Raw genomic sequence first — 23884 nt, 5'->3', positions numbered from 1 at the left:
CCCGCACCCCGCAGGAGCACCGTTGACCAGCTCGCACTACCCCCTCAGCCGCGACGCCGCGCCCTCGACCCCGCTCGTGGCCTCGCCGTCGATCCCGGCGATCGAGCGCGCCGTGCTGGCCTCGTGGGAGGCCGGCGACACCTTCCGCAGGAGCGTCGCCAACCGCGACGCCGGCGAGAACGGCAGCAACGAGTTCGTCTTCTACGACGGCCCGCCCTTCGCCAACGGCCTGCCGCACTACGGCCACCTGCTCACCGGCTACGTCAAGGACGTCGTGCCGCGGTACCAGACGATGCGCGGCAAGCACGTCGAGCGCCGGTTCGGCTGGGACACCCACGGCCTGCCCGCCGAGCTCGAGGCCGAGCGCATCCTCGGCATCACGGACAAGTCCCAGATCGAGGCGATGGGCATCGAGGCGTTCAACGCCGCCTGCCGCGAGTCGGTGCTGCGCTACACCAAGGAGTGGCAGGACTACGTCACCCGCCAGGCGCGCTGGGTGGACTTCGAGAACGACTACAAGACGCTCGACCCCACCTTCATGGAGTCGGTGATCTGGGCGTTCAAGCAGCTCTACGACAAGGGCCTGGCCTACGAGGGCTTCCGCGTGCTGCCGTACTGCTGGCGCGACGAGACGCCGCTGTCCAACCACGAGCTGCGGATGGACGACGACGTCTACCAGATGCGCCAGGACCCGGCGCTCACCGTCGGCCTGCGGCTGCTGAGCGGGGAGTACCTGCTGATCTGGACCACGACGCCGTGGACCCTGCCCAGCCACCAGGCGGTGGCGGTCAACCCGGACGTGGCCTACGTCGTCGTCGAGCCCGCGCAGGGCTCCCCGCTCGCGGCGTCCGTGCCCGACGGCGAGGCACCGCCCCGCGTGATCCTCGCCGAGGCGCGGCTCGCCGCCTACGCGCGCGAGCTGGGCGAGGACGCGCGCGTGGTCGAGACCATCCAGGGCAGCGACCTCGTGGGCGCGCACTACCACCCGCCGTTCCCGTTCTTCGCCGACGAGGCGGCCTACGCGGAGCGGGACCAGGCCGCCCGGGACGCGCTCGGCGTCGCACCGGAGGACAACCCGCACGCCTTCGGAGTGATCGCGGGCGACTTCGTCACCACCGAGGACGGCACGGGCCTCGTGCACATGGCCCCCGCGTTCGGTGAGGACGACATGGCGGCGTGCGACGCCGTCGGGATCACGCCCGTGGTGACCGTGGACTCCGGCGGCCGGTTCACGGCGCTCGTGCCGGACTACGAGGGGGTTCAGGTCTTCGACGCCAACGCCGCGATCATCGCCGACCTCAAGGCGGGCTCCGGCCCGCTCGCCGCGGTGCCGGCGGACGCGCGGCCGATCGTGCTGCGCCACGAGACCTACGACCACTCCTACCCGCACTGCTGGCGGTGCCGGAACCCGCTCATCTACAAGGCGGTGTCGAGCTGGTTCGTCCGGGTCACGCAGTTCCGCGACCGGATGGTCGAGCTGAACCAGGAGATCGCCTGGACGCCCGAGCACATCCGCGACGGCCAGTTCGGCAAGTGGCTCGCGGGCGCGCGGGACTGGTCGATCAGCCGCAACCGCTACTGGGGCACGCCCATCCCCGTGTGGGTGAGCGACGACCCCGCCTACCCGCGGATCGACGTCTACGGCTCGCTCGAGGAGCTCGCACGCGACTTCGGCGACGTGCCGCGCAACGACCTCGGCCAGCCCGACCTGCACCGGCCGTGGGTCGACCAGCTGACCCGGCCCAACCCGGACGATCCTCGACCCGACGACCAGCGGTCCACGATGCGCCGCATCCCCGACGTGCTGGACGTCTGGTTCGACTCCGGCTCGATGCCGTTCGCCCAGGTGCACTACCCGTTCGAGAACGCGGACTGGTTCGAGCATCACTACCCGGGCGACTTCATCGTGGAGTACATCGGCCAGACCCGCGGCTGGTTCTACACGCTGCACGTGCTGGCCACCGCGCTGTTCGACCGGCCCGCGTTCCGCAGCGCGATCAGCCACGGCATCGTGCTCGGCTCCGACGGGCGCAAGATGTCGAAGTCGCTGCGCAACTACCCCGACGTGACCGAGGTGCTGGACCGCGACGGCTCGGACGCGATGCGCTGGTTCCTCATGGCCAGCCCGATCCTGCGCGGGGGCAACCTCGTCGTCACCGAGGAGGGCATCCGCGCCGAGGTGCGCGGCGTGCTGCTGCCGCTGTGGAACGCGTGGTACTTCTTCGCGCTCTACGCCAACACCATGCACGACGGCGAGGGCTACCGCGCGCAGCGCGTCTCGCCCGACGCCGATGGCCGGCTGGCCGGGTACACCGAGATGGACCGCTACCTCCTCGCGCGCACGCACGACCTCGCCCGCGACGTCACGCGGGCGGCCGACGCGTACGACATCGCCGGCGCGTGCCAGCTCATCCGCGAGCACATCGACCTGCTCACGAACTGGTACGTCCGCACGCAGCGGCAGCGGTTCTGGGACGAGGACACGACCGCCTACGACACGCTGTGGACGGCCCTGGAGGCGCTCACCCGGATCATGGCGCCGTTCGCCCCGCTGCTGACCGAGGAGATCTGGCGCGGCCTGACCGGCGAGGAGTCGGTGCACCTCACCGACTGGCCGGTGACGGTGCGGACCGAGGCGCGCGCGGAGAGCGCATCGCACGAGGACGCGTTCACCTCCCGGCCCGCACGCACGCTGTACGACGTCGAGCCCGCGCTCGTGCCCGACCCCGACCTGGTCGCGGCGATGGACCGCGTGCGCGAGGTGGTCTCCACGGCGCACGCGCTGCGCAAGGCCGCGAAGGTCCGGGTGCGTCAACCGCTCCGCTCGCTCGCCGTCGTGCTGGCCGACGAGGCCGAGGCCGCCGCGTTCGAGCCCTTCGCGCCGATCGTGGCGAGCGAGGTGAACCTCAAGGAGGTGCGCCTGGAGGACCTCGGCTCCGACGCCGCAGCGCGCTACGGCGTCGTCACGCGGCTCACCGTGAACGCCCGGGCGGCCGGACCGCGCCTGGGCAAGCAGGTGCAGCAGGTGATCCGGGCGGCCCGCGAGGGTGACTGGGCGCAGGACGCCGACGGCACGGTCACCGCCGGCGGGGTCGCCCTCGTGGAGGGCGAGTACGAGCTCGTCACGCAGGCCGCGGGGACCGGCGAGGGCGAGCTCGCTGTCGCGGTGCTGCCCGGCGGCGGGTTCGTGGTGCTCGACCTGGCGCTGGACGCCGAGCTGCGCGCCGAGGGGTACGCGCGCGACGTCGTGCGGCAGGTGCAGGACGCGCGCAAGGCCGCGGACCTGCACGTCACCGACCGGATCGTGCTGCGCCTCGGGGTCGCCGAGCACCATCGCGCCGCGGCTCAGGCCCACCGCGCGTTCATCGCGAAGGAGACGCTCGCCGTCGCGCTCGAGCTCGACGTCGTGCCGGAGGTCGACGTGCCCAAGGGGGGCGTCGCCGTCGTGGAGCTCGCGCGGGCCGAGGCCGACGCCGAGACCGGCGACGCCGAGCGTGCGACGGCGGAGGTGACCGAGTGAGCCGGGGCGGTGCGGACGCGTCGCGCCGCGAGGAGGACCGCGCGATCGAGGCGCGGGCGCGGGAGATCTACCACGAGATCCTGCGCCGCACTCCGGAGCACGACTTCGACCCGACGATCGACCGGGTGCGCCGGATCGTGGACCTGCTGGGGGAGCCGCAGCGCTCCTTCCGGGCCATCCACCTCACGGGGACGAACGGCAAGACGTCGACCGCGCGGATGATCGACGCGCTGCTGCGCGAGCTGAACCTGCGCACCGGGCGGTTCACGTCGCCGCACCTGGCGAACGTGCGTGAGCGCATCGCGATCGACGGCGAGCCGATCAGCGCCGAGGCCTGGGTGCGCACGTGGGACGACATCGCGCCGTACGTCGGGCTGGTCGACGACGAGCTCGTCGCGTCGGGCAAGTACGGCGCGACCGGGATCCTGTCGTTCTTCGAGGTGCTCACGGCCATGGCGTTCGCCGCGTTCGCGGACGCGCCGGTGGACGTCGCGGTGCTCGAGGTCGGCATGGGCGGGGAGTGGGACTCCACGAATGTCGTGGACGCCGAGGTCGCCGTGCTCACCCCGATCGCGCTGGACCACGAGCGCTGGCTCGGGCACACCGTCGCCGAGATCGCGGGCGTGAAGTCCGGGATCATCAAGCCGGGCGCGACGGCGGTCCTCGCGCGCCAGAGCGACGAGGCGCTCGCCGTGGTGCTCGACTGGGCCGAGGCGGTCGGCGCGCGGGTCGTGGTCGAGGTGCCCGACGACGTCGAGGGCGAGGAGCTGCTGCTCACGCCCGGGCTCGCGGTGCTCGCGCGGTCGGTCGCGGTGGGCGGTCAGGTCGTCACGCTGCGCGGCATCGGCGCGGTGTACGAGGACGTGTTCGTCCCGCTGCACGGCGAGCACCAGGCGCACAACGCGCTGCTCGCCGTCGCCGCCGTCGAGGCGTTCCTCGGCGGCGTCGCGCTGCCGGGCGAGGTGGTCGAGGCGGCGTTCGCCGGCGTGACCTCGCCCGGGCGGATGGAGCTGGTGCGGTCCTCGCCGACCGTGCTCGTCGACGCGGCGCACAACCCCGCGGGGGCGCGGGCCGCCGTCGCCACGCTCGAGGAGGCGTTCGCGTTCGAGCGGCTCGTCGGCGTGTTCGGCGTGATGGGGGACAAGGACGTCGAGGGGATCCTCGCCGAGCTCGAGCCGGTGCTGGACGAGATCGTCGTGACGCACTCCTCCTCCGTGCGGTCCATGGAGCTGGAGGACCTCGCCGAGCTGGCCCGCGACGTGTTCGGGGAGGACCGCGTGCACGTGGCCGACCGGCTCTCCGACGCGTTGACGCTGGCCGCCGAGCTGGCGGAGTCCGAGGCCATGGGCGTGGGGACGGGGGCCGGCGTCATCGCGCTGGGGTCCGTGGTGCTGGCGGCGGAGGTGCGCGCGCTGTTCGGCCGCCCCTGACGTTCGCGAGGTACTTTCCGTCCTTTCGCGAGAGGATGTCCGTCCTTTCGCGAGGTACTTTCCGTCCTTTCGCGAGAGGATCCCGGTCGTCGGCACGGTCGATGGGCCGCGGCCGCCGCCCACGTGTCAGGCTGTCGGCGTGATCGCCGACTCTCTCGACGCACTCGTGGCCCGCGTGCGGACGCTCGGCACGCCGTCGTCGCCCGGCACGCCGCCGGGTCGCGTGCTTCTCGGCCTGACCGGGAGCCCGGGTGCGGGCAAGACGACCCTCGCGACCGGGCTCGTGGCCGAGCTCGGACCCGACGCCGTGCACGTGCCGATGGACGGCTTCCACCTGGCGAACCGGACCCTCGCGGCGCTCGGGCGGAGCGGCCGCAAGGGCGCGCTCGACACCTTCGACGGCTGGGGCTACCTCGCGCTGCTCACCCGGCTGCGCCACGAGGTCGACCGGACGGTGTACGCGCCCAGCTACCGCCGCGAGGTGGGCGAACCGATCGCGGCGGAGATCGCCGTCGAGCCCGCGCACCGGATCGTCGTCACAGAGGGCAACTACCTCCTCGTCGCGCAGGCGCCCTGGGACGAGGTGCGTGCCGCGCTCGACGAGGTGTGGTTCGTCAGCACGCCCGACGGCGAGCGCACCCGCCGCCTCGTCGCGCGGCACTCCCGGCAGCGTTCGGTGGAGGCGGCGACGGCGTGGGCCGCCGAGGTCGACGGGCCCAACGCCGTCGTGGTCGAGTCGACCCGGGACCGCGCCGACCTCGTCGTGCCGGGCTCGCTCGCCTGAGAGGTCGCTCCGCGCAGGCGGGCGACGGAGATCCTCTCGCGAAAGGACGAAAGGCACCTCGCGAAAGGACGAAAAGCACCTCGCGAAAGGACGGACTTCCTCTCGCGAAAGGACGGAAAGTACCTCGCGAACGGGGTGGGCGCACGGACGGCCACTGCGAGGCACCGCGTCGGCACGCCCGTGCACACTGCTCGCACGGATGACCGTGCGGGTGCAGAGTGGGACGTGGCCCACGCGTGCTCCGGCGCGTGGGTCGGGGGAGACCCGGCGGAGCAAGACACGCAGCGAAGGAGCTCGACGTGAAGAAGCTGATCAACGACCCCTCGACCGTCACGCAGGAGGCGGTGGAGGGCTTCGTCGCCGCCCACGAGGACATCGTCGTCCAGCTGGACGGCCTCGTGGTGGCGCGCAAGGGCGGCGCGGTGCAGGGCAAGGTGGGCCTCGTCTCCGGCGGCGGGAGCGGCCACGAGCCGCTGCACGCCGGGTTCGTGGGCGTCGGCATGCTCGACGCCGCGGTCCCCGGCGCGATGTTCACCTCGCCGACCCCGGACCCGATCCTCGTCGCCACGAAGGCCGCCGACGGCGGCGCGGGCGTCCTGCACATCGTGAAGAACTACACGGGCGACGTGCTCAACTTCGAGACCGCCGCGGAGCTCGCCGACGCCGAGGACATCGAGGTCGCGACCGTCGTGGTGAACGACGACGTCGCCGTCGAGGACTCGCTCTACACGGCCGGCCGTCGCGGCGTCGCGGGCACGGTCCTGGTCGAGAAGATCGCCGGCGTCGCGGCCGAGCGCGGCGACGACCTGCAGGCGGTGCTCGCCGTCGCGCAGAAGGTGAACGCGCAGGTGCGCTCGATGGGCGTGGCCCTCACGGCGTGCACCGTGCCGCACGCGGGCAAGCCGTCGTTCGACCTGGCCGAGGACGAGATCGAGATCGGCATCGGCATCCACGGCGAGCCCGGCCGGCGGCGCATCCCGCTCGCGAGCGCGGACGAGATCACGGACCTGCTCCTCGACCCGGTGGTCGAGGACCTCGGCCTGTCCGGCGGCGAGAACGTCCTGCTGCTGGTCAACGGCATGGGCGGCACCCCGGCGTCGGAGCTGTCGATCGTCTACCGGCACGCGCGCAAGCAGCTCGAGGCGCGCGGCGTCACGGTGGCGCGGTCCCTCGTGGGCAACTATGTCACGTCGCTGGAGATGCAGGGCGCGAGCGTCACCGTGCTCGTCCTCGACGACGAGCTCACCGCCCTCTACGACGCGCCCGTCCGTACGGCGGCACTACGGTGGGAGCTGTGAGCGCAGCCACCCTCGACGTCGCGTGGGCGCGGCGATTCGTCACCCTGGCCACCGAGACCGTCGTCGAGCACCGGGTCGAGCTGTCCGAGCTCGACCGCGAGATCGGCGACGGCGACCACGGCGAGAACCTCGCCCGCGGCTTCACCGCGGTGGCCGCCGCGGTCGACGGCTCCAGCGCCGAGACGGTCGGCGGGGTGCTCAAGCTCGTCGCGACCACCCTGATGTCGACCGTCGGCGGCGCCGCTGGCCCGCTCTACGGCACGGCGTTCCTGCGTGCGGCCAAGGTGAGCGACGCGCCGGAGATCGACGCCGAGGGCGTGCACACCCTGCTCGACGCCGGGCTCGAGGGCATCGTCGCGCGCGGCAAGGCCAACGTGGGTGACAAGACGATGGTCGACGCGTGGACCCCCGCCGTCGCCGCGGCCCAGTCGTCGGCCGCCTCGGGAGCGAGCCCGGCGGAGGTCCTGCGCGCAGCCGCCGACGCGGCGCAGCAGGGCGCCGTGGACACCGATCCGCTCGTGGCGCTCAAGGGCCGCGCGAGCTACCTCGGCGAGCGCAGCGTCGGCCACCGCGACCCGGGTGCGGCCTCCAGCGCGCTCCTGCTCGATGCGGCCGCCCGGGCGGCGCAGGCATGAGCCTGCGCCGCCCCGGCGGTCCGGGCCGGACCGAGAGCACCACCGGCCTCGTCCTCGTCTCGCACTCCGCGCTGCTCGCCGCCGGGGTGGTCGAGCTCGCCGCCCAGATGGCGCCCGACGTCGTGCTCCGCCCCGCGGGCGGCACCGACGACGCGCGACTCGGCACGAGCTTCGACGTCGTCGAGCGCGCCGTCGCGGCCGAGCTGGACGCGGGCTGCGACGGCGTGGTGATCCTCGCCGACATCGGCTCGGCCCGGATGACGGCCGAGTCGGTCGTCGAGGCGCTCGAGGACTCCCGCGTGGTGCTCGCCGGGGGCGCGTTCGTCGAGGGGGCGGTCGCGGCCGCCGTCGCCGCGCAGACCGGCGGCTCGGTGCGCGACGTCGTGGCCGCCGCGGCCGCCGCGACCCGGCAGGTACAGGACGAGCTCGACCCGGAGCAGCCCCGCGGGGTCACCGGCTCGGACGCCTCCAACGACCGCGCTGCGGTCCCGACCGCCTCGGGAGCGGTGAGCCGGCGGGTCAGGGTGACGAACCCGCAGGGCCTGCACGCCCGCCCGGCCGCCACGCTCGCCCAGCTCGCGGCGTCGTTCGACGCCGAGGTCACGATCGACGGCGTGGACGCAGGCAGCCTGCTCTCGCTCATGGGGCTCGGGCTCACCCAGGGGCTCGAGGTGACCCTCGCCGCGACCGGACCCGAGGCGCACGAGGCGATCGACGCCGTCGCGCACACGTTCGAGAGCGGTTTCGGTGAGCTCTAGCCCGACGCAGGAGGGAGTGGGCGCGGTGACCGATCCCGACGCGACCAGTCCCGACGCCACCGACCCCGGCCCGCCGCCGCGTGCGCCCCGGTCGGCGCTGCGGATGTTCTGCTCGACCGTGCTCGGGCTCGAGGCCTTCGTGGTGTTCTTCGCGGCCGTGGCCGCCTACGGGCTGCGCTCCGCGCCGACGCCGGCGATCCTCGCCGTCGGCGCGGGCGCGGCCGTGCTGTGCCTCGTCGCGGCCGGGTCGCTGCGCTCGCGGGCGGGCTACGTGCTCGGCTCGGCGATCCAGGTGGCGCTCCTGGTGGCCGGCCTGCTCATGGCCGACCTCCGCGCGCACCTGCTCACCGTGGCCGTGGTGTTCGGGGTGGTGTGGGTCGTGTCGCTGCGGGTCGGGGCGCGGATCGACCGCGAGCGGGCCGAGCGGCACGTCGCCGAGCTGGCGCACTGGCGTGCCGCCGGCGGGGTCGACGGCACGGCTGACGGGGACGCCGACACCGAGCGCGGCACCCCCGCCGACACCGGGTCCGCCGGAGACCCGGGCGGGACGAGCGCCACCGAGCCCGGGCGGTAGGGTCACGACCCGTGACCGACGTTCAGCGCACCCTCGTCCTCGTCAAGCCCGACGGCGTCGCCCGCAACCTCACCGGCGAGATCCTCCGCCGCATCGAGGCCAAGGGGTACCGCCTCACCGCCCTCGACCTGCGCACGGCGGACACGCCGCTGCTCGAGGCGCACTACGCCGAGCACGTCGGCAAGCCGTTCTACGCCCCGCTCCTGGAGTTCATGGGCTCCGGCCCGCTCGTGGCCGTGGTCGTGGAGGGCTTCCGGGTGATCGAGGGCGTGCGCACGATCATCGGCGCGACCGACCCCACGGCCGCCGCGCCCGGCTCGATCCGCGGCGACCTCGGCGCCGACACGGGCGAGAAGGTGCAGCGCAACCTCGTGCACGCCTCCGACTCCCCGGAGTCCGCCGAGCGCGAGATCGCGCTCTGGTTCCCGTCCTGACGGATCGGCGCGCGTGGTCGGCACGCACGGCACGGACGGCGCCGAGCACGCCGGCGAGCACGGCGCCGAGCGCCGCGCCGATGACCGCGCCGAGCGCCGCGCTGATGACCGCGCCGGAGACCGCGCCGGCCGGCCACTTCGACGCCACCGCAGGTCGCGGGCTGCCCGGCCGCGGCCGCACGACCCCATAGAGTTCCAGGCGTGTACCTGCGGACGTTGACGCTGCGCGGCTTCAAGTCGTTCGCGTCCGCGACCACCCTGCACCTCGAGCCGGGCATCACGTGCGTCGTGGGCCCCAACGGCTCGGGCAAGTCGAACGTCGTCGACGCCCTCGCGTGGGTGATGGGGGAGCAGGGCGCGAAGTCGCTGCGCGGCGGACAGATGTCCGACGTCATCTTCGCCGGCACCTCCTCGCGCCCCCCGCTCGGGCGCGCCGAGGTCGCCCTCACGATCGACAACTCCGACGGCGCGCTGCCGATCGACTACGCCGAGGTCACGATCTCGCGGACCATGTTCTCCTCCGGCGGCTCGGAGTACGCGATCAACGGCACGCCCTGCCGGCTGCTCGACATCCAGGACCTGCTCTCCGACTCCGGGCTCGGGCGGCAGATGCACGTCATCGTGGGGCAGGGCCAGCTCGACGCCGTGCTGCGCGCCACGCCCGAGGAGCGCCGCGGCTTCATCGAGGAGGCCGCGGGCATCCTCAAGCACCGCAAGCGCAAGGAGAAGGCGCTGCGCAAGCTCGAGTCGACGGCGGCGAACCTCGCCCGGCTCACCGACCTCGTGGGCGAGATCCGGCGTCAGCTCGGCCCGCTCGCCCGGCAGGCCGAGGTCGCCCGGCGTGCCGCGACCGTCCAGGCCGACCTGCGCGACGCACGCGCCCGCCTCCTCGCCGACGACCTCGCCCAGGCGCGGGCCGCGCACGCCGCCGAGGTCGCCGACGTCACGGCGCTGGAGGCCGCCCGTGAGGAGGTCGAGGCCGCGCTCGAGACGGCGCGCGCCGAGCTCGCCCGGACGGAGGCCGAGGGCGCGCGGCTCGCGCCCGCCGTCGCCGAGGCGACCGAGGTCTGGTACCGGCTGTCCGGGGTGCGCGAGCGGCTGCGCGGCACGGCGACGCTCGCCGACGAGCGGTGCCGGCTGCTCGGCACGGCGGTCGCGCAGCACGACGGCCCCGACCCGGACGACCTGGACGCGCAGGCCGAGCGCGCGCGGGAGGCGGAGCGGCTGACCCGCGCCGAGCTCGCGGCGGCGACGGCGGCGCTCGAGGCCGCGCTCGGCGCCCGGCGGGTCGCGGAGGAGGCGGCCGCGGCGGCCGAGAAGGAGCTCGCCGCCGTGCACCGGGGCGTCGCCGACCGCCGCGAGGGCCTGGCCCGGCTCGCGGGCAAGGTCGGCGCCGTCCGCAGCCGCGTCGAGGCCCAGCAGGCCGAGCTCGAGCGGCTCGGCGCGGTGCTCACAGACGCGTCCCGCCGCGCGAGCGAGGCCGAGGTCGAGTTCGCCGAGCTCGAGCTCACCGCCGCCGGGGTGCAGGACGGCGAGGAGGGCCTGGACGCCGCGCACGAGTCCGCGAGCGCGCGGCTGGAGCAGGCGCGCGAGGAGATCGCGCGGCTCGAGGCCGAGCTGCGCACCGCGACCGGGGACGCGGACCGCTGGACCGCGCGGCACGACGCCCTCGCGCTCTCGGCCGAGCGCGGTGACGGCACGGGTGCCCTGCTCGCGGACGACGGCGTGGCCGGCCTGCGCGGCCCGCTCGCCGACGCCCTCGCGGTCGCACCCGGGTGGGAGGCCGCCGTCGCGGCGGCCCTCGGTGAGCTGGTGGACGCGGCCGTGGTCGACGGCGTGGGCGCCGCGGTCGACGCGCTGCGCCGCGTGCGCGAGACCGACGCCGGCCGCGCCCGGCTCGTGCTCGCCCAGGACGCCCCCGACGGCGAGCCCGAGGCGAGCGCCGCCGTCGCTGCGCCCGCCGCGCCCGCCGCTGCGCCCGACGCGCCCGCCGCGCCCCCCGGGGCGACCTGGGCCCTCGCGGAGGTGACGATCCGCGCGGACGTGCGCTCCGCCGTCGTCGGCCTGCTCGACGGCGTGGCGCTGGTCGAGGACCTCGGCGCGGCCCGTGCGGCGCTCGCCGCACCCGGGGTGCGCGTGGTGGCGACGCGCGAGGGCGACGTGCTGACCGCGACGCACGCGAGCGGCGGGGTGTCGGGCGAGGCCAACCTGCTCGCGATCACGGCGGCGCGCGAGGAGGCGGCGCGGGAGCGGGACGCGGCGCGTGAGCGCGGCGACCGGGCGAGGTTCGCGCTCCAGGCGGCGCGGGAGGGCGCCGCATCGGCGCAGGCGGCCTACGACGCCACCCTGGCGGACCTGCACGCGTCCGACGCCGCGTTCACCGCCGTCGCCGAGCGGCTGGGCCGGCTGAGCGCCGCGATCCGCGGTGCGCGCGGCGAGGCGCAGCGGGCCGAGGCCGCGATCGCCGCCGCCGAGGCAGGCCGCGAGGAGCGCGAGAGCGAGCTCGCGGACCTGCTCGCGCGCCTGGAGGTGGCCCAGGCCGAGCCCGCCGACGCGGCAGCCGACCTCGACCGCGCCACCGAGCACCGGGACGCGTGCGCCGACGCGGCGCGCGCGGCCCGCTCCGCGGAGACCGACGCACGCCTCGCCATGCGCACCGTCGAGGAGCGCACGCGGGCGGCCGCCGGCCGCGCGGCGAGCCTCGAGCGGGCCGCCCGGGTCGAGCGGGACGCCCGGGCGCGGGCGGCGAGCCTCGAGGCGGCCCGGCAGCGTCGCGCCGCGGTGGCCGACCGCGTGCGGCAGGCGGCGTCGGCCACGCTCGTGCTGCTGGAGACCTCGCTCGCGCGCGCGGCGGAGGACCGCGACGCCGCCCAGCAGCAGCGGGCCGAGGTGGACGAGCGGATCGCGACGACTCGCACGCGGGTCGACGTGCTCGCGCGGCGCCTGGCGGAGCTCACCGACGCGTTCCACCGCGACGAGCTCGCGCGCGCCGAGCAGCGGATGCGGGTGGAGGCCCTCGAGCAGCGCAGCCTGGACGAGCTCGCACTAGACCCCGAGATCCTGCTGGCCGAGTTCGGACCCGACGTGCCGGTGCCGCTGCTCGGGGTCGCGGGATCCGACGCCACCGACGCCACCGAAGCCACCGACGCCCCCGACGACCCGGACGCGAGCACCCCCACCGAGCCCTACGACCGCGACCGGCAGAAGAAGCGCCTGCGATCGGCCGAACGCGCCCTGGCGCTGCTGGGCAAGGTCAACCCGCTGGCCCTGGAGGAGCACGCGGCACTGGAGGAGCGGCACGCGTTCCTCGTGGAGCAGCTCGCCGACGTGCGCAAGTCCCGCGCGGATCTGCTCGAGATCGTCAAGGAGATCGACGCGCGCGTCGAGCAGGTGTTCACCGAGGCGTGGGTCGACACCGAGCGCGAGTTCCGCGGCGTGTTCGCGCGGCTCTTCCCCGGCGGCGAGGGGCGGCTGCTGCTCACCGAGCCCGACGACATGCTCACCACCGGGATCGAGGTCGAGGCTCGCCCGCCGGGCAAGAAGGTCAAGCGGCTGTCGCTGCTGTCCGGTGGCGAGCGCTCGCTGACGGCCGTGGCGCTGCTGGTCGCGATCTTCCGCGCCCGCCCGAGCCCGTTCTACGTCATGGACGAGGTCGAGGCCGCGCTCGACGACGTCAACCTCGGTCGGCTCCTGGAGATCTTCGCCGAGCTGCGCAGCAGCTCCCAGCTCATCGTCATCACGCACCAGAAGCGCACGATGGAGATCGCGGACGCCCTGTACGGGGTGACCATGCGGGGCGACGGCGTGTCCGCCGTCATCGGTCAGCGCATCGAGCGCGACGGCGAGCCCGGCGATCCCGACGTCTGACCGGCCCCGCTCCGCGCGGGTGAGCGACCTCACGCACCTTCACGACCCCTTCGCTTCTCGACGGGCGTGGCGCCCCCGACGCGCCGGGACGCCCGGGCGATACTGGACGCATGCCTGCCTTCTCCGCCGTCTGGGCCATCGTCCTGGCCGTCCTGCTCGCCGGGGGTCTGCTCGCCGTCATGATGGTCGTGCGGCGCCCCGAGGAGGGCTGGCGCAACCGTCTGTCGGACCTCGTGCGCGGTGAACGCGTGGGTGGTCCCGGCATCGTCGAGGAGCATCGCGCCGCCGCGGACGGCGAGACGGTGGGCATCGCCGACCTCCTCGCGGACGCCGAGCAGGCCGACGGGTACGTGACGGTCCCGGCCCGCGTCGAGCACGGGATCGAGCACGGCCTGGAGTCGATCGTCAGCTCCTCGCGCGCCCTCGCGGGCCGTGTGCGGGGAGACTCCCACTCCTGATGGCCGACTGGGTCCTGCCGGTCCTCATCGGCGTCGTCGTCCTCGTCGTCGGCTCGCTGGCGCTGCTCGTCCCGCGCCGCCGCCGTCGCGCGCTCCCGCCTGCGGCCCCGCCCGTCGCGGAGCCCACCACCCCGCCGACCGGGCCGGCGCCGCCCTCGGGCGAGGAACCGGTCGAGACGGCCGAGCCGTCCCGCGCACCACCCGCCGCCACCGCGCCGGAGCTCACCACCCCGGAGAGCGTGCCGAGCCGGCTGGTCCGCCTCCGCTCGCGGCTGGCACGGTCCGGCGCGCTCGGCCAGGCCCTGCTCGCCGTGCTCGGCCGCGACCGGCTCGACGAGGCGGCGTGGGAGGAGCTCGAGGAGACCCTGCTGCAGGCCGACCTCGGCCTCGAGCCGACCACGGCGCTGCTCACCGAGCTGCGCACCCGGCTGCGCGTGGACGGCACGCGGGACCCCGTCGCGATCCGGGCCACGCTGCGCGAGCTGCTCCTGGCCCAGGTCGACCCCACGATGGACCGCACGCTCGCGACGGCGCGCCGCGAGGTGGACGGCACCTGGCTGCCCGCGACCGTGCTCATGGTCGGCGTCAACGGGACCGGCAAGACCACCACCGTCGGCAAGCTGGCGCGCCTGCTCGTCGCGCAGGACCAGACCGTTCTCCTCGGCGCCGCCGACACCTTCCGCGCGGCCGCGGCCGACCAGCTTGCCACGTGGGCCCAGCGGGTCGGCGTCGAGGTCGTGCGCAGCGACCGTGACGGCGCGGACCCGGCGAGCGTGGCCCACGACGCGGTGGACCGCGGCGTCGCCGACGGCGTGGACGTCGTCATCATCGACACCGCCGGTCGCCTGCAGAACAAGGCCGGCCTCATGGACGAGCTCGGCAAGATCGCCCGTGTGGCGAGCCGGCGCGCGCCGATCACCGAGTCGCTCCTCGTCCTGGACGCGACGACCGGGCAGAACGGGCTGCGTCAGGCACGCGTGTTCGCCGAGGTCGCCCAGCTCACCGGCATCGTGCTCACCAAGCTCGACGGGAGCGCCAAGGGCGGCATCGTCGTCGCGGTCCAGCGCGAGCTCGGCATCCCCGTGAAGCTCGTCGGCCTGGGCGAGGGCCCGGACGACCTCGCACCGTTCGACCCGGAGTCGTTCGTCGACGCCCTGCTCGGCTGAGACGGCCGCGAGCTCTTCCAGCGCCGTCCCAGCGCCTCGGCGTGCCGCCGTCGCGCCACGTCATGGGCGCGCTGTCCCACGATCCGGACGGCGTGGGCCGCTTTCGCAGCCCGCGCAACGAGAAGTTCACGTGGCCAGGGCCGCTGTCACGTTCCCGTAACGTCGCGCGCCGCGGCGCGTGACATGGCTCCGCGAGATTCCTTCCCGGACCCAGCCACCCGGCTGGTGAGGAGAGGGGACGTGGATGGAAGAGTTCGTGCTGGATACGGGCAACACCGCCTGGATGCTGGCCTCCTCCGCTCTCGTGCTGCTGATGACGCCGGGTCTGGCGTTCTTCTACGGCGGCATGGTGCGGGGCAAGTCCGTGCTCAACATGATGATGATGAGCTTCGGAGCCATGGGACTGATCGCGCCGATCTGGTTCCTGTACGGCTACTCCGGCGCATTCGGGACCGATATCGGGGGGATCATCGGCAACCCGTTCGAGTTCTTCGGGTCGAACAACCTGGACGACGCGACGAGCTTCGTCTCCGCGGTGGGCCTGCCGGTCCTCGTGTTCATCGGGTTCCAGGCGACGTTCGCGATCATCACGGTCGCGCTGATCTCCGGCTCGGTCGCGGACCGGATGAAGTTCTCGTCCTGGCTCGTGTTCGCCGCCGTGTGGGTCACCTTCGTGTACATCCCGATGGCGCACATGGTCTGGGGCGGCGGCCTCCTGGGCGCGGACGGCATCACGTCGTCCATCGCCACGCCGATCGACTTCGCGGGCGGCACGGTCGTCCACATCAACGCCGGTGTCGCAGGCCTTGTGCTGGCGATCCTGCTCGGCCGGCGCAAGGGCTTCGGCAAGGAGCCGATGCGTCCGCACAACCTGCCGTTCGTCATGCTGGGCGCCGCCCTGCTGTGGTTCGGCTGGTTCGGCTTCAACGCGGGCTCCGAGCTCGCGGCCGACGGCACCGCCGGACGTGCCTGGGTGAACACGACGGCCGCCGCCGCGATCGCGATGATCGCCTGGCTCGCCACGGAGAAGGTCCGCGACGGACACGCCACGTCCCTCGGCGCCGCCTCGGGCATCGTCGCGGGCCTCGTGGCCATCACGCCGGCCGCCGCCGCGGTGGACACGGTGGGCGCCCTGGCCATCGGCATCATCGCCGGCATCCTGTGCGCGCTCGCCGTCGGGCTCAAGTACAAGTACGGCTACGACGACTCGCTCGACGTGGTCGGCGTCCACCTCGTGGGCGGCCTCACGGGTACGGTGCTCATCGGGCTGTTCGCGCACGTCGGCGACAACGTCAACGGCACCTGGATCCCGGACGGCGCGATGAACGGTCTGTTCTACGGCGGCGGCGTCAACCAGCTGCTCGCGCAGATCATCGTGGCGCTCTTCGCGGTGGTGTTCTCCGGCGTGCTGACGTTCGTGATCGGTTCCATCATCAAGGCGACGATGGGTCTGCGGATCAGCCAGGATGACGAGGTCAGCGGCATCGACCTCGTCACCCACGGCGAGACCGCGTACGAGACCCTGGGTACGTCCCGCAACTTCGGGGAGGCGTGAGCATGAAGCTTGTCACCGCAGTCATCCAGCCGCACCGGCTCGACGACGTGAAGGCGGCCCTCGAGGCCGCCGGGATCCGCGGCATGACCGTGAGCGAGGCGAGCGGCTACGGCCGTCAGCGCGGTCACACCGAGGTCTACCGCGGCGCCGAGTACACCGTCGACCTCGTGCCGAAGGTCCGCGTCGAGGTGCTCGTCGAGGACGAGGCGGCCGGCACGGTGGCGGACGTCGTCGTGCAGGCAGCGCAGACCGGCAAGATCGGTGACGGCAAGGTGTGGGTGGTCCCGGTCGACGACGTCGTGCGCGTCCGGACCGGCGAGCACGGCCCCGGCGCCCTGTAGCAGCGCGTGACCGCTCAGACCGGAGCGGACGTGCCGGGGGAGGTCCCGCACCGCACGGTGCGGGACCTCCGCCGCGTCCGGCTCGAGCTGCCCGGCGGACCGGGCTCCAGCACAGCCAGCACGGCAGCGAGCCAGGGGCAGGGCCCGATGGCGAGCCCAGGGCAGGGCCCGACGGCGGGCCTCGCCGACGGCGTGCGGCCGGCGGTCGCGCCGTTCGCGGCCGACGAGGACTCCGACCTGCTCGAGGGTCAGGCCTACCGTCGGGCGTTGGCCGACGTCGTCGACGAGGCGCTCGCCGCGCTGTGGCGCGATGCGGGGGAGAAGCTGGGACTCGACCTGTCCGAGGGTGCCGCGCTCGCCGTCGTGGGCTCGCAGGGGCGGCGCGACGCCGGGCCCACGTCGGACCTGGACTGCCTGCTCGTGCACGACGGCCGCACGTTCACCCCTGACCAGGTCGAGGCGCTCGCGAGCGCGCTCTGGTACCCCGTGTGGGACGCGGGCCTGGACCTGGACCACTCGGTGCGCACGCTCGCGCAGTGCCGCCAGATCGCCTCCAAGGACCTCGTCGCCGCCGTCGGCCTGCTCGACCTGCGCGGGGTCGCCGGCGACCCGGTGGTCGTGAGCCGCGCGCGCACCGCGGTGCTCGAGGACTGGCGCGGCGCCGCCCGCCGGCGCCTGCCGGAGCTGCTCACCTCGACCCGCAAGCGTGCCGAGCGCAGCGGTGAGCTCGCCTACCTCATCGAGCCCGACCTCAAGGAGGCGCGTGGCGGGATCCGCGACGCCGTCGTGGTCGAGGCGCTCGTCGCGACGTGGCTCACCGACCGCCCGCACGGCGCGTTCGACCGCGCGCACGACCACCTGCTCACGGTGCGCGACGCCGTCGCGCTGGAGACCGGCCGGCACACCAGTCGCCTGCTCCAGGTGGACGCGGACGCCGTCGCGGCGCGCTGCGGCTACGCCGACCGCGACGACCTGCTCGCCTCCATCGCCGAGTCGGCCCGCACGGTCTCCTACACGCTCGACATCACGGTGCGCAGCGCGCGTCAGGCGCTGCGCCGGCCCTCGGTGCGCGCACCGTTCCTCGTCCGCGGCCGCCGGGTCGCGCCGCGCCTGCGCGCGCTCGCAGACGGCCTCGTGGAGCACGACGGCGAGGTCGTCCTGGCCGCGCAGGTGCGGCCCGAGGAGGATCCGCTCCTCCCGCTGCGCGCCGCCGCGACCTCGGCGCGCACGGGCCTGCCGCTCTCGCCCGTCACGGTCGCCTCGCTCGCCACCGCTCCGCCGCCGCCCGAGCCGTGGCCGGCCCTGGCCCGCCAGCACCTGCTCGCGCTGCTCGGCTCCGGCGCCTCGCAGGTCGACGTGTGGGAGGCGCTCGACCTCGCCGGCGTCGTGACGACCTGGTTCCCGCAGTGGCGCGAGGTGCGCAACCGTCCGCAGCGCAACCCGATCCACACCTGGACCGTGGACCGGCACATGGTCGAGACCGCGGCGAACGCCTCCCAGCTGGGCAAGGACGTGCCGCGGCGCGACGTCCTCCTGCTCACCGCGATCTTCCACGACCTCGGCAAGGTGTCCGGCGTCGCCGACCACAGCGTCGAGGGAGCCCGCCGCGTCGCGCCGCTGCTGCGCACCCTCGGCGTCCCCGCCCCGGACGCCGACGCCGTGGTGGGCCTCGTGCGCCACCACCTGCTGCTCCCCGACCTCGCGACCCGGGCGGACCTCGAGGACCCCGCGACCACGGCGCGCCTGCTCGACGGCGTGGGCCACGACCGCGAGACGCTCACCCTCCTGCGGGTGCTCACCGAGGCGGACGCGCGCGCGGCCGGGCCGAAGGCGTGGACGCCGTGGCGCGCGCAGCTCGTCGAGGCGCTGTACCGGCGGGCCCTCGCGCAGCTGGTGGACTGACGCCCGCGATACCCTGAGGGCCGTTCCCCCCGAACCAGCGAGGTCACGTGTTCGCCAGCCTGTCCGACCGCATCAACGCCGCCGTCTCGTCCCTGCGTGGCCGCGGCCGCCTCTCCGACGCCGACATCGCGGCGTCGATCTCCGAGATCCGCCGTGCGCTCCTGGACGCCGACGTCGCCCTTCCGGTGGTGCGCGACTTCACCGCCACGGTGCGCGAGCGGGCCGAGGCGGCCGAGCTGTCGAAGGCGCTCAACCCCGCGCAGCAGATCGTCAAGATCGTCCACGAGGAGCTCACCCGGATCCTCGGCGGGCAGGCCCGCGAGCTGCGGTTTGCCAAGCGGCCCCCGACGGTGTTCCTGCTCGCCGGTCTGCAGGGTGCGGGCAAGACGACGCTCGCCGGCAAGCTCGGCCGCTGGCTCACCGAGCAGGGCCACACCCCGCTCCTCGTCGCCGCCGACCTGCAGCGTCCGAACGCCGTCCAGCAGCTGCAGATCGTCGGCCAGGGCGCCGGCGTCGCGGTCTGGGCGCCCGAGCCGGGCAACGGGGTGGGCAACCCGGTCGAGGTGGCGCGCTCCGGCGTCGCGCACGCGAAGGAGCAGTTCTACGACGTCGTCGTGGTCGACACCGCGGGCCGCCTCGGTGTCGACGCCGAGATGATGCAGCAGGCCGCGGACATCCGCGACGCCACGCAGCCCGACGAGATCCTCTTCGTCATCGACGCCATGATCGGCCAGGACGCCGTTACCACCGCGAACGCGTTCGCCGAGGGCGTCGGCTTCACCGGTGTCGTGCTGTCCAAGCTCGACGGTGACGCGCGCGGTGGTGCCGCCCTGTCGGTGGCCTCCGTCACGGGCGTACCCGTGATGTTCGCCTCGACGGGGGAGAAGGTCGGCGACTTCGAGCGGTTCCACGCCGACCGGATGGCGTCGCGGATCCTCGACATGGGCGACATGCTCACGCTCATCGAGCAGGCCGAGCGCGCCTTCGACGAGGACCAGGCGGCCGAGCTCGCGAACAAGATCGCGGGCGACGGCGACTTCACCCTCCAGGACTTCCTCACCCAGATGCAGCAGATGCGGCAGCTCGGGTCGATGAAGAAGATGCTCGGGATGCTGCCCGGGATGGCCCAGATCCGCGAGCAGCTGGAGAACTTCGACGAGCGCGAGGTGGACCGCGTCGAGGCGATCGTGCGGTCCATGACGCCCGCTGAGCGCGACACCCCGAAGATCATCAACGGCTCCCGCCGCTCGCGCATCGCGCGCGGCTCGGGCACCACGGTGACCGAGGTCAACCAGCTGCTCGACCGGTTCGAGCAGGCCAAGACGATGATGCGGTCGATGGCCCGCGGCGGCGGCGCGCCGAACATGGCCGGGGGCGGCTTCGGGCTCGGCTCGATGCCCGGGATGGGCAAGAAGTCCAAGGGCAAGATGGCCCCGCCCGTGCAGCGCGGCAAGAAGTCCCGCAGCGGCAACCCCGCCAAGCGCGCCGCCGCGGAGCGAGCGGCGCTCGAGCGTCCGACGGCCAGCAGGGGCTCCGCGTTCGGCCTCACCGACCCGTCGGCGCCGCCGTCGCTCGACCTGCCCGAGGACCTGACGAAGTACCTCGGGCGCTAGCAGCCGGGCCGGCCGAGGCCTCTCGACGCGGGCCGCCCGGACCGGGCGCTCGCGCCGGCACCGGTGCGATGTCGGAACGGGCCCGCGAGTCTGGCACAATGGTCCGCTGAACCCGACGACTCCGGCCCTCTCTCCGGTGGACGTCGTGTCCCGAGCGCCCCGGCGGGTGTCCCCACGCCCAGGGTCGGCCGCGCTCACCACCGACATAGGAGTAACCACCACCGTGGCTGTCAAGATTCGCCTCAAGCGCCTGGGCAAGATCCGCGCGCCGTACTACCGCGTCGTCGTCGCCGACTCCCGCACCCGCCGGGACGGCCGCGTCATCGAGGAGATCGGGAAGTACCACCCGACCGAGGAGCCGTCGGTCATCGACATCTCCTCCGACCGCGCGCAGTACTGGCTCGGTGTCGGCGCGCAGCCGACCGAGCAGGTCCTCGCGCTCCTCAAGGTGACCGGCGACTGGCAGAAGTTCAAGGGCCTCCCGGGCGCCGAGGGCACCCTGCGCACGAAGGACGGCGCCGTGAGCGCCGACAAGACCGCCGAGGCGATCGCCGCCGTCGAGGCCGACGCCGAGCTCCGCAAGGCCAAGGCGTCCGAGGCCAAGGCCGCCGCCGCGGCGCAGGAGCCCGCGGCCGAGGCCGCGGAGGACGCCGAGAGCACGGAGTCCTGAGCCCCATGCTGGCCGACGCGCTCGAGCACCTGGTCCGGGGGATCGTCGACAACCCCGAAGACGTGCAGGTCACCGCGCGCTCCGCGCGACGCGGCGACTACCTCGAGCTCCGCGTCAACCCGGCCGACCTCGGCCGGGTGATCGGCCGGTCCGGCCGCACGGCGCGCGCGCTGCGCACCGTGGTCGGCGCGATCGCCGAGGGTCCCGTGCGCATCGACGTCGTCGACGTCGACCGGCGCTGAGGACTCGGGCGCAGCACCGCAGCACCCCGCAGGGCCGTCCGTCTCGGGCGGCCCTGCGGCGTCTCCGGCCCACCTGCCGATCCACGCGATGCGGCCGACCAGCACGTTCCGCCCGACCGACCAGGAGAAGCGCATGATCCCCGACGGCTACGTCATCCTCGCCCGGCTCGGCGCGGCCAACGGGCTGCGCGGTGACGTCCGCCTGGAGATCCGCACCGACGACCCGTCCCGCCTCGCGCCGGGTCAGCGGGTCGTCACCGACGACCCGCGCGTGGGTGAGCTCACGATCGCCCGACGGCGCACGAGCGGGTCCGCCGCGCTCATCGCCTTCGAGCAGGTCACCGACCGCACCGACGCCGAGGCGATGTCCGGCCTGCTCCTGCTGGGGCCGGCGGTGCTCGAGGGCGACGCCTGGTACCCGGCCGACCTCGTCGGGCTGGAGGCGCGCGCTCGCGACGGCCGCGTGCTCGGGGCGGTGCTCGCCGTCGAGTCGATGCCCGCGCACGACGTGCTCGTGGTGCGCGAGCCGTCCGGGGCGCGCACCCTCGTGCCGTTCGTGACGGCGATCGTGCCCGAGGTCGACGTCGCAGGCGGGTTCGTCGTGCTCGACCCGCCCGGCGGGCTGCTCGCCGACGAGCCCCAGCCCGAGGACGACGACCTCGACGAAGACCCCGACGACGAGGCTCCGGCGGGCGGTCCCGAGGCACCGACGCCCGGGTCGGACGCGTGAGCACGCCCCGGATCGACGTCGTCTCGATCTTCCCCGAGTACCTGGCGCCCCTGGACCTGTCGCTGGTCGGGAAGGCCCGCACGAGCGGGCTCGTGGACCTGCGCGTGCACGACCTGCGCGACGTCACGACCGACCGGCACCGCTCCGTGGACGACGCGCCGTTCGGCGGCGGCGCCGGCATGGTGATGCGTCCGGACGTGTGGCTGCGGGCGATCGAGGCCACGGCGCAGCACCGGCCGGACCCCTCCGCGGAGCCGACGACCGACCCGCGCGAGGTGCTCGTGCTGGTGCCCACGCCGTCGGGCGTCCCGCTGACGCAGGCGACGCTGGCCGACCTGGCGACCACCCTCGCCAGCCCCGACGTGCGTGCGGTGATCACGTGCGGCCGGTACGAGGGCATCGACGCGCGACTCGTGGAGCGCCTCGCCGACACCCCGGGCGTGCGCGCGGTGCACGAGCTCTCCCTCGGCGACTACGTGCTCAACGGCGGCGAGGTCGCCGCGCTCGCGATGATCGAGGGGGTCGTGCGGCTGCTGCCCGGCGTCCTGGGCAACCCCGAGTCGGTGGTCGAGGAGTCGTTCTCCCAGCCCCTGCTGGAGTACCCGGTCTACACCCGGCCCGCGGACTGGGACGGCCTCGAGGTGCCGGCCGTGCTCACGTCCGGCCACCACGGCGCGGTGCAGCGCTGGCGACGCGACGTCGCGCTGACCCGCACCGCGCGGCGCCGGCCCGCGCTGCTGCGCGAACTCGCCGTCGCCGATCTCGATGTGCGCGACCGTGCGGTGCTCGCCGAGGCGGGTGTCGTCGTCGGGCGCGACGGGCGGCTGCTCGGTCCCGTGCGGGTGCGCCCCGCGGCGCCCGACGACGCGGCGCGCCTCGCCGACGTCGCCGCGATCACGTTCCCGCTCGCGTGCCCGGACTCCACGACGCTCGGCGAGGTGCGGGCGCACGTCGCCGAGCACCTGTCGGTCGCGTCGTTCGAGGCCCACCTCGCCGACCCCGAGCACCTCGTGCTCGTGCTCGAGGACCACGACGGCGAGCTGCTGGGCTACGCGCTCGTGCTGGTCGGCGCGGCGCAGGGCGACGGCGCCCCGGTGGGCGTCGACGGTCAGGACTGCCTCGCCGAGCTCTCCAAGCTCTACCTGCTGCCGCGGGCGCGCGGCACCGGCCTCGCGGGGACGCTCATGGACGCCGCGCTCGCCGCGGCGCGTGGACGTGGCGTGGCCGCGGTCTGGCTCGGCACCAACGCGGCCAACGCCGCGGCGCAGCGGCGCTACGCACGGCACGGGTTCGCCGTCGTCGGCACGCGCACGTACGTCGTGGGCGGCGCAGAGCACTCCGACGTGGTGATGCTCACCCGGTTCGGCCCGACGCCGGGCGGTGTGGCAGACTAGGACGCTGGGTCGCGCCAGGCGGCACCCGTTGTCTCTGCCACAGGGGAGGCGTGCGGGGCTCCGCCCGATCGTTCCGTGACCTTCCCGATCGAGACACAGGCGCCATCGCGCGCCACGATTCATCGTGGGTCCTGTGGCCCACGACGAGGAGCAGACATGCAGAAGCTCGACTCCGTCGACGCAGCCTCGCTGCGCGACGACATCCCGTCCTTCCGGCCCGGTGACACCGTCAAGGTGCACGTGAAGGTCGTCGAGGGCACCCGTTCCCGCATCCAGGTCTTCCAGGGCGTCGTCATCGCGCGCGCCAACGGCGGCGTGAGCGAGACCTTCACGGTCCGCAAGGTGAGCTTCGGCGTCGGCGTGGAGCGCATCTTCCCGCTGCACACGCCGTCGATCGACCACATCGAGGTCGTCACCCGCGGTGACGTGCGTCGCGCCAAGCTCTACTACCTGCGTAACCTGCGCGGTAAGGCCGCGAAGATCAAGGAGAAGCGCTGACCGTCCGCGGCGCGC

The 23884-nt window shown here is 74.3% G+C and carries 20 protein-coding genes; all 20 read left to right on the top strand.

The genetic code is table 11. From position 1 onward, the window contains the following. Nucleotides 1–22 precede the first annotated feature (22 nt). The 20 genes from ileS (at nucleotide 23) to rplS (ending at nucleotide 23869) form a co-directional block, all read left to right on the top strand. On the top strand, nucleotides 23–3520 hold the full coding sequence (ileS, locus tag FH969_RS00795) for an isoleucine--tRNA ligase (protein WP_139985428.1): 3498 nt from the start codon (nucleotides 23–25) through the stop codon (nucleotides 3518–3520). Continuing rightward, the gene (locus FH969_RS00790; protein ID WP_139985426.1) at nucleotides 3517–4950 is read left to right on the top strand and encodes a bifunctional folylpolyglutamate synthase/dihydrofolate synthase; all 1434 of its coding nucleotides are present in this window, start codon (nucleotides 3517–3519) and stop codon (nucleotides 4948–4950) included. Before ileS ends, FH969_RS00790 begins: the two co-directional genes overlap by 4 nt. Nucleotides 4951–5089: 139 nt before the next feature. Further along, a complete protein-coding gene (locus FH969_RS00785; protein ID WP_139985424.1) occupies nucleotides 5090–5734 on the top strand; it encodes a nucleoside/nucleotide kinase family protein in 645 nt (214 codons plus the stop codon). Nucleotides 5735–6033: 299 nt separating this feature from the next. Continuing rightward, entirely contained in the window at nucleotides 6034–7032 is a 999-nt protein-coding gene (dhaK, locus tag FH969_RS00780) for a dihydroxyacetone kinase subunit DhaK (RefSeq protein WP_139985422.1), read from the top strand. Then, nucleotides 7020–7667 (top strand): dihydroxyacetone kinase subunit DhaL, encoded by a 648-nt coding sequence (dhaL, locus tag FH969_RS00775; RefSeq protein ID WP_139985421.1) that lies wholly within the window; start codon nucleotides 7020–7022, stop codon nucleotides 7665–7667. Before dhaK ends, dhaL begins: the two co-directional genes overlap by 13 nt. Beyond that, nucleotides 7664–8425, top strand: coding sequence for a dihydroxyacetone kinase phosphoryl donor subunit DhaM (gene dhaM / locus FH969_RS00770; RefSeq protein ID WP_139985419.1), 762 nt, complete (start codon nucleotides 7664–7666; stop codon nucleotides 8423–8425). Before dhaL ends, dhaM begins: the two co-directional genes overlap by 4 nt. A gap of 25 nt (nucleotides 8426–8450) precedes the next feature. Beyond that, complete coding sequence (locus tag FH969_RS00765; RefSeq protein WP_139985417.1) at nucleotides 8451–8999, top strand: DUF4233 domain-containing protein; 549 nt, start codon at nucleotides 8451–8453, stop codon at nucleotides 8997–8999. 11 nt (nucleotides 9000–9010) lie between these two features. Further along, nucleotides 9011–9433 (top strand): nucleoside-diphosphate kinase, encoded by a 423-nt coding sequence (gene ndk / locus FH969_RS00760; RefSeq protein WP_139985415.1) that lies wholly within the window; start codon nucleotides 9011–9013, stop codon nucleotides 9431–9433. A 201-nt stretch (nucleotides 9434–9634) separates the two neighbouring features. Beyond that, nucleotides 9635–13300: a chromosome segregation protein SMC gene (gene smc, locus FH969_RS00755; protein WP_180359606.1), complete on the top strand. Its 3666-nt coding sequence runs from the start codon at nucleotides 9635–9637 to the stop codon at nucleotides 13298–13300. Between the two features lie 110 nt (nucleotides 13301–13410). After that, nucleotides 13411–13758: a hypothetical protein gene (locus FH969_RS00750; RefSeq protein WP_108719609.1), complete on the top strand. Its 348-nt coding sequence runs from the start codon at nucleotides 13411–13413 to the stop codon at nucleotides 13756–13758. Beyond that, a complete protein-coding gene (gene ftsY, locus FH969_RS00745) occupies nucleotides 13758–14924 on the top strand; it encodes a signal recognition particle-docking protein FtsY (RefSeq protein WP_139985413.1) in 1167 nt (388 codons plus the stop codon). Before FH969_RS00750 ends, ftsY begins: the two co-directional genes overlap by 1 nt. A 244-nt stretch (nucleotides 14925–15168) precedes the next feature. Then, nucleotides 15169–16479 (top strand): ammonium transporter, encoded by a 1311-nt coding sequence (locus tag FH969_RS00740; protein ID WP_139985411.1) that lies wholly within the window; start codon nucleotides 15169–15171, stop codon nucleotides 16477–16479. A 2-nt stretch (nucleotides 16480–16481) separates the two neighbouring features. Further along, nucleotides 16482–16820 carry a P-II family nitrogen regulator gene (locus FH969_RS00735; RefSeq protein WP_108719612.1) on the top strand — a complete coding sequence of 113 codons (339 nt, stop codon included), beginning with the start codon at nucleotides 16482–16484 and terminating at the stop codon, nucleotides 16818–16820. 6 nt (nucleotides 16821–16826) lie between these two features. Continuing rightward, nucleotides 16827–18722, top strand: a complete 1896-nt coding sequence (locus tag FH969_RS00730) for a [protein-PII] uridylyltransferase (RefSeq protein ID WP_246071620.1) — start codon at nucleotides 16827–16829, stop codon at nucleotides 18720–18722. A gap of 47 nt (nucleotides 18723–18769) precedes the next feature. Further along, nucleotides 18770–20335 carry a signal recognition particle protein gene (gene ffh, locus FH969_RS00725; RefSeq protein ID WP_139985409.1) on the top strand — a complete coding sequence of 522 codons (1566 nt, stop codon included), beginning with the start codon at nucleotides 18770–18772 and terminating at the stop codon, nucleotides 20333–20335. A 223-nt stretch (nucleotides 20336–20558) separates the two neighbouring features. Further along, the gene (rpsP, locus tag FH969_RS00720) at nucleotides 20559–21005 is read left to right on the top strand and encodes a 30S ribosomal protein S16 (protein WP_108719614.1); all 447 of its coding nucleotides are present in this window, start codon (nucleotides 20559–20561) and stop codon (nucleotides 21003–21005) included. A 5-nt stretch (nucleotides 21006–21010) separates the two neighbouring features. Then, nucleotides 21011–21247, top strand: coding sequence for an RNA-binding protein (locus tag FH969_RS00715; RefSeq protein WP_139985407.1), 237 nt, complete (start codon nucleotides 21011–21013; stop codon nucleotides 21245–21247). Nucleotides 21248–21335: 88 nt separating this feature from the next. After that, complete coding sequence (rimM, locus tag FH969_RS00710; protein WP_246071619.1) at nucleotides 21336–21977, top strand: ribosome maturation factor RimM; 642 nt, start codon at nucleotides 21336–21338, stop codon at nucleotides 21975–21977. Then, complete coding sequence (gene trmD / locus FH969_RS16010) at nucleotides 21974–23371, top strand: tRNA (guanosine(37)-N1)-methyltransferase TrmD (protein ID WP_139985405.1); 1398 nt, start codon at nucleotides 21974–21976, stop codon at nucleotides 23369–23371. The genes rimM and trmD overlap by 4 nt, the downstream gene beginning before the upstream one ends. Before the next feature lie 156 nt (nucleotides 23372–23527). Continuing rightward, a complete protein-coding gene (gene rplS / locus FH969_RS00700) occupies nucleotides 23528–23869 on the top strand; it encodes a 50S ribosomal protein L19 (protein WP_139985403.1) in 342 nt (113 codons plus the stop codon). Nucleotides 23870–23884 lie beyond the last annotated feature (15 nt).

The organism is Miniimonas arenae, from assembly GCF_006351005.1.
In the GTDB taxonomy this organism is placed as follows: domain Bacteria; phylum Actinomycetota; class Actinomycetes; order Actinomycetales; family Beutenbergiaceae; genus Miniimonas; species Miniimonas arenae.
Note: the sequence above shows the minus strand (reverse complement) of the source record. Positions and strands in the feature narration are given on the sequence as shown.

Bases quoted from the DNA above. Each gene is read 5' to 3' on its own strand.
- dhaM (WP_139985419.1), top strand. From the start codon at position 7,664: ATGAGCCTGCGCCGCCCCGGCGGTCCGGGCCGGACCGAGAGCACCACC.
- FH969_RS00750 (WP_108719609.1), top strand. From the start codon at position 13,411: ATGCCTGCCTTCTCCGCCGTCTGGGCCATCGTCCTGGCCGTCCTGCTC.
- ftsY (WP_139985413.1), top strand. From the start codon at position 13,758: ATGGCCGACTGGGTCCTGCCGGTCCTCATCGGCGTCGTCGTCCTCGTC.
- FH969_RS00740 (WP_139985411.1), top strand. From the start codon at position 15,169: ATGGAAGAGTTCGTGCTGGATACGGGCAACACCGCCTGGATGCTGGCC.
- FH969_RS00735 (WP_108719612.1), top strand. From the start codon at position 16,482: ATGAAGCTTGTCACCGCAGTCATCCAGCCGCACCGGCTCGACGACGTG.
- FH969_RS00715 (WP_139985407.1), top strand. From the start codon at position 21,011: ATGCTGGCCGACGCGCTCGAGCACCTGGTCCGGGGGATCGTCGACAAC.
- rimM (WP_246071619.1), top strand. From the start codon at position 21,336: ATGCGGCCGACCAGCACGTTCCGCCCGACCGACCAGGAGAAGCGCATG.
- rplS (WP_139985403.1), top strand. From the start codon at position 23,528: ATGCAGAAGCTCGACTCCGTCGACGCAGCCTCGCTGCGCGACGACATC.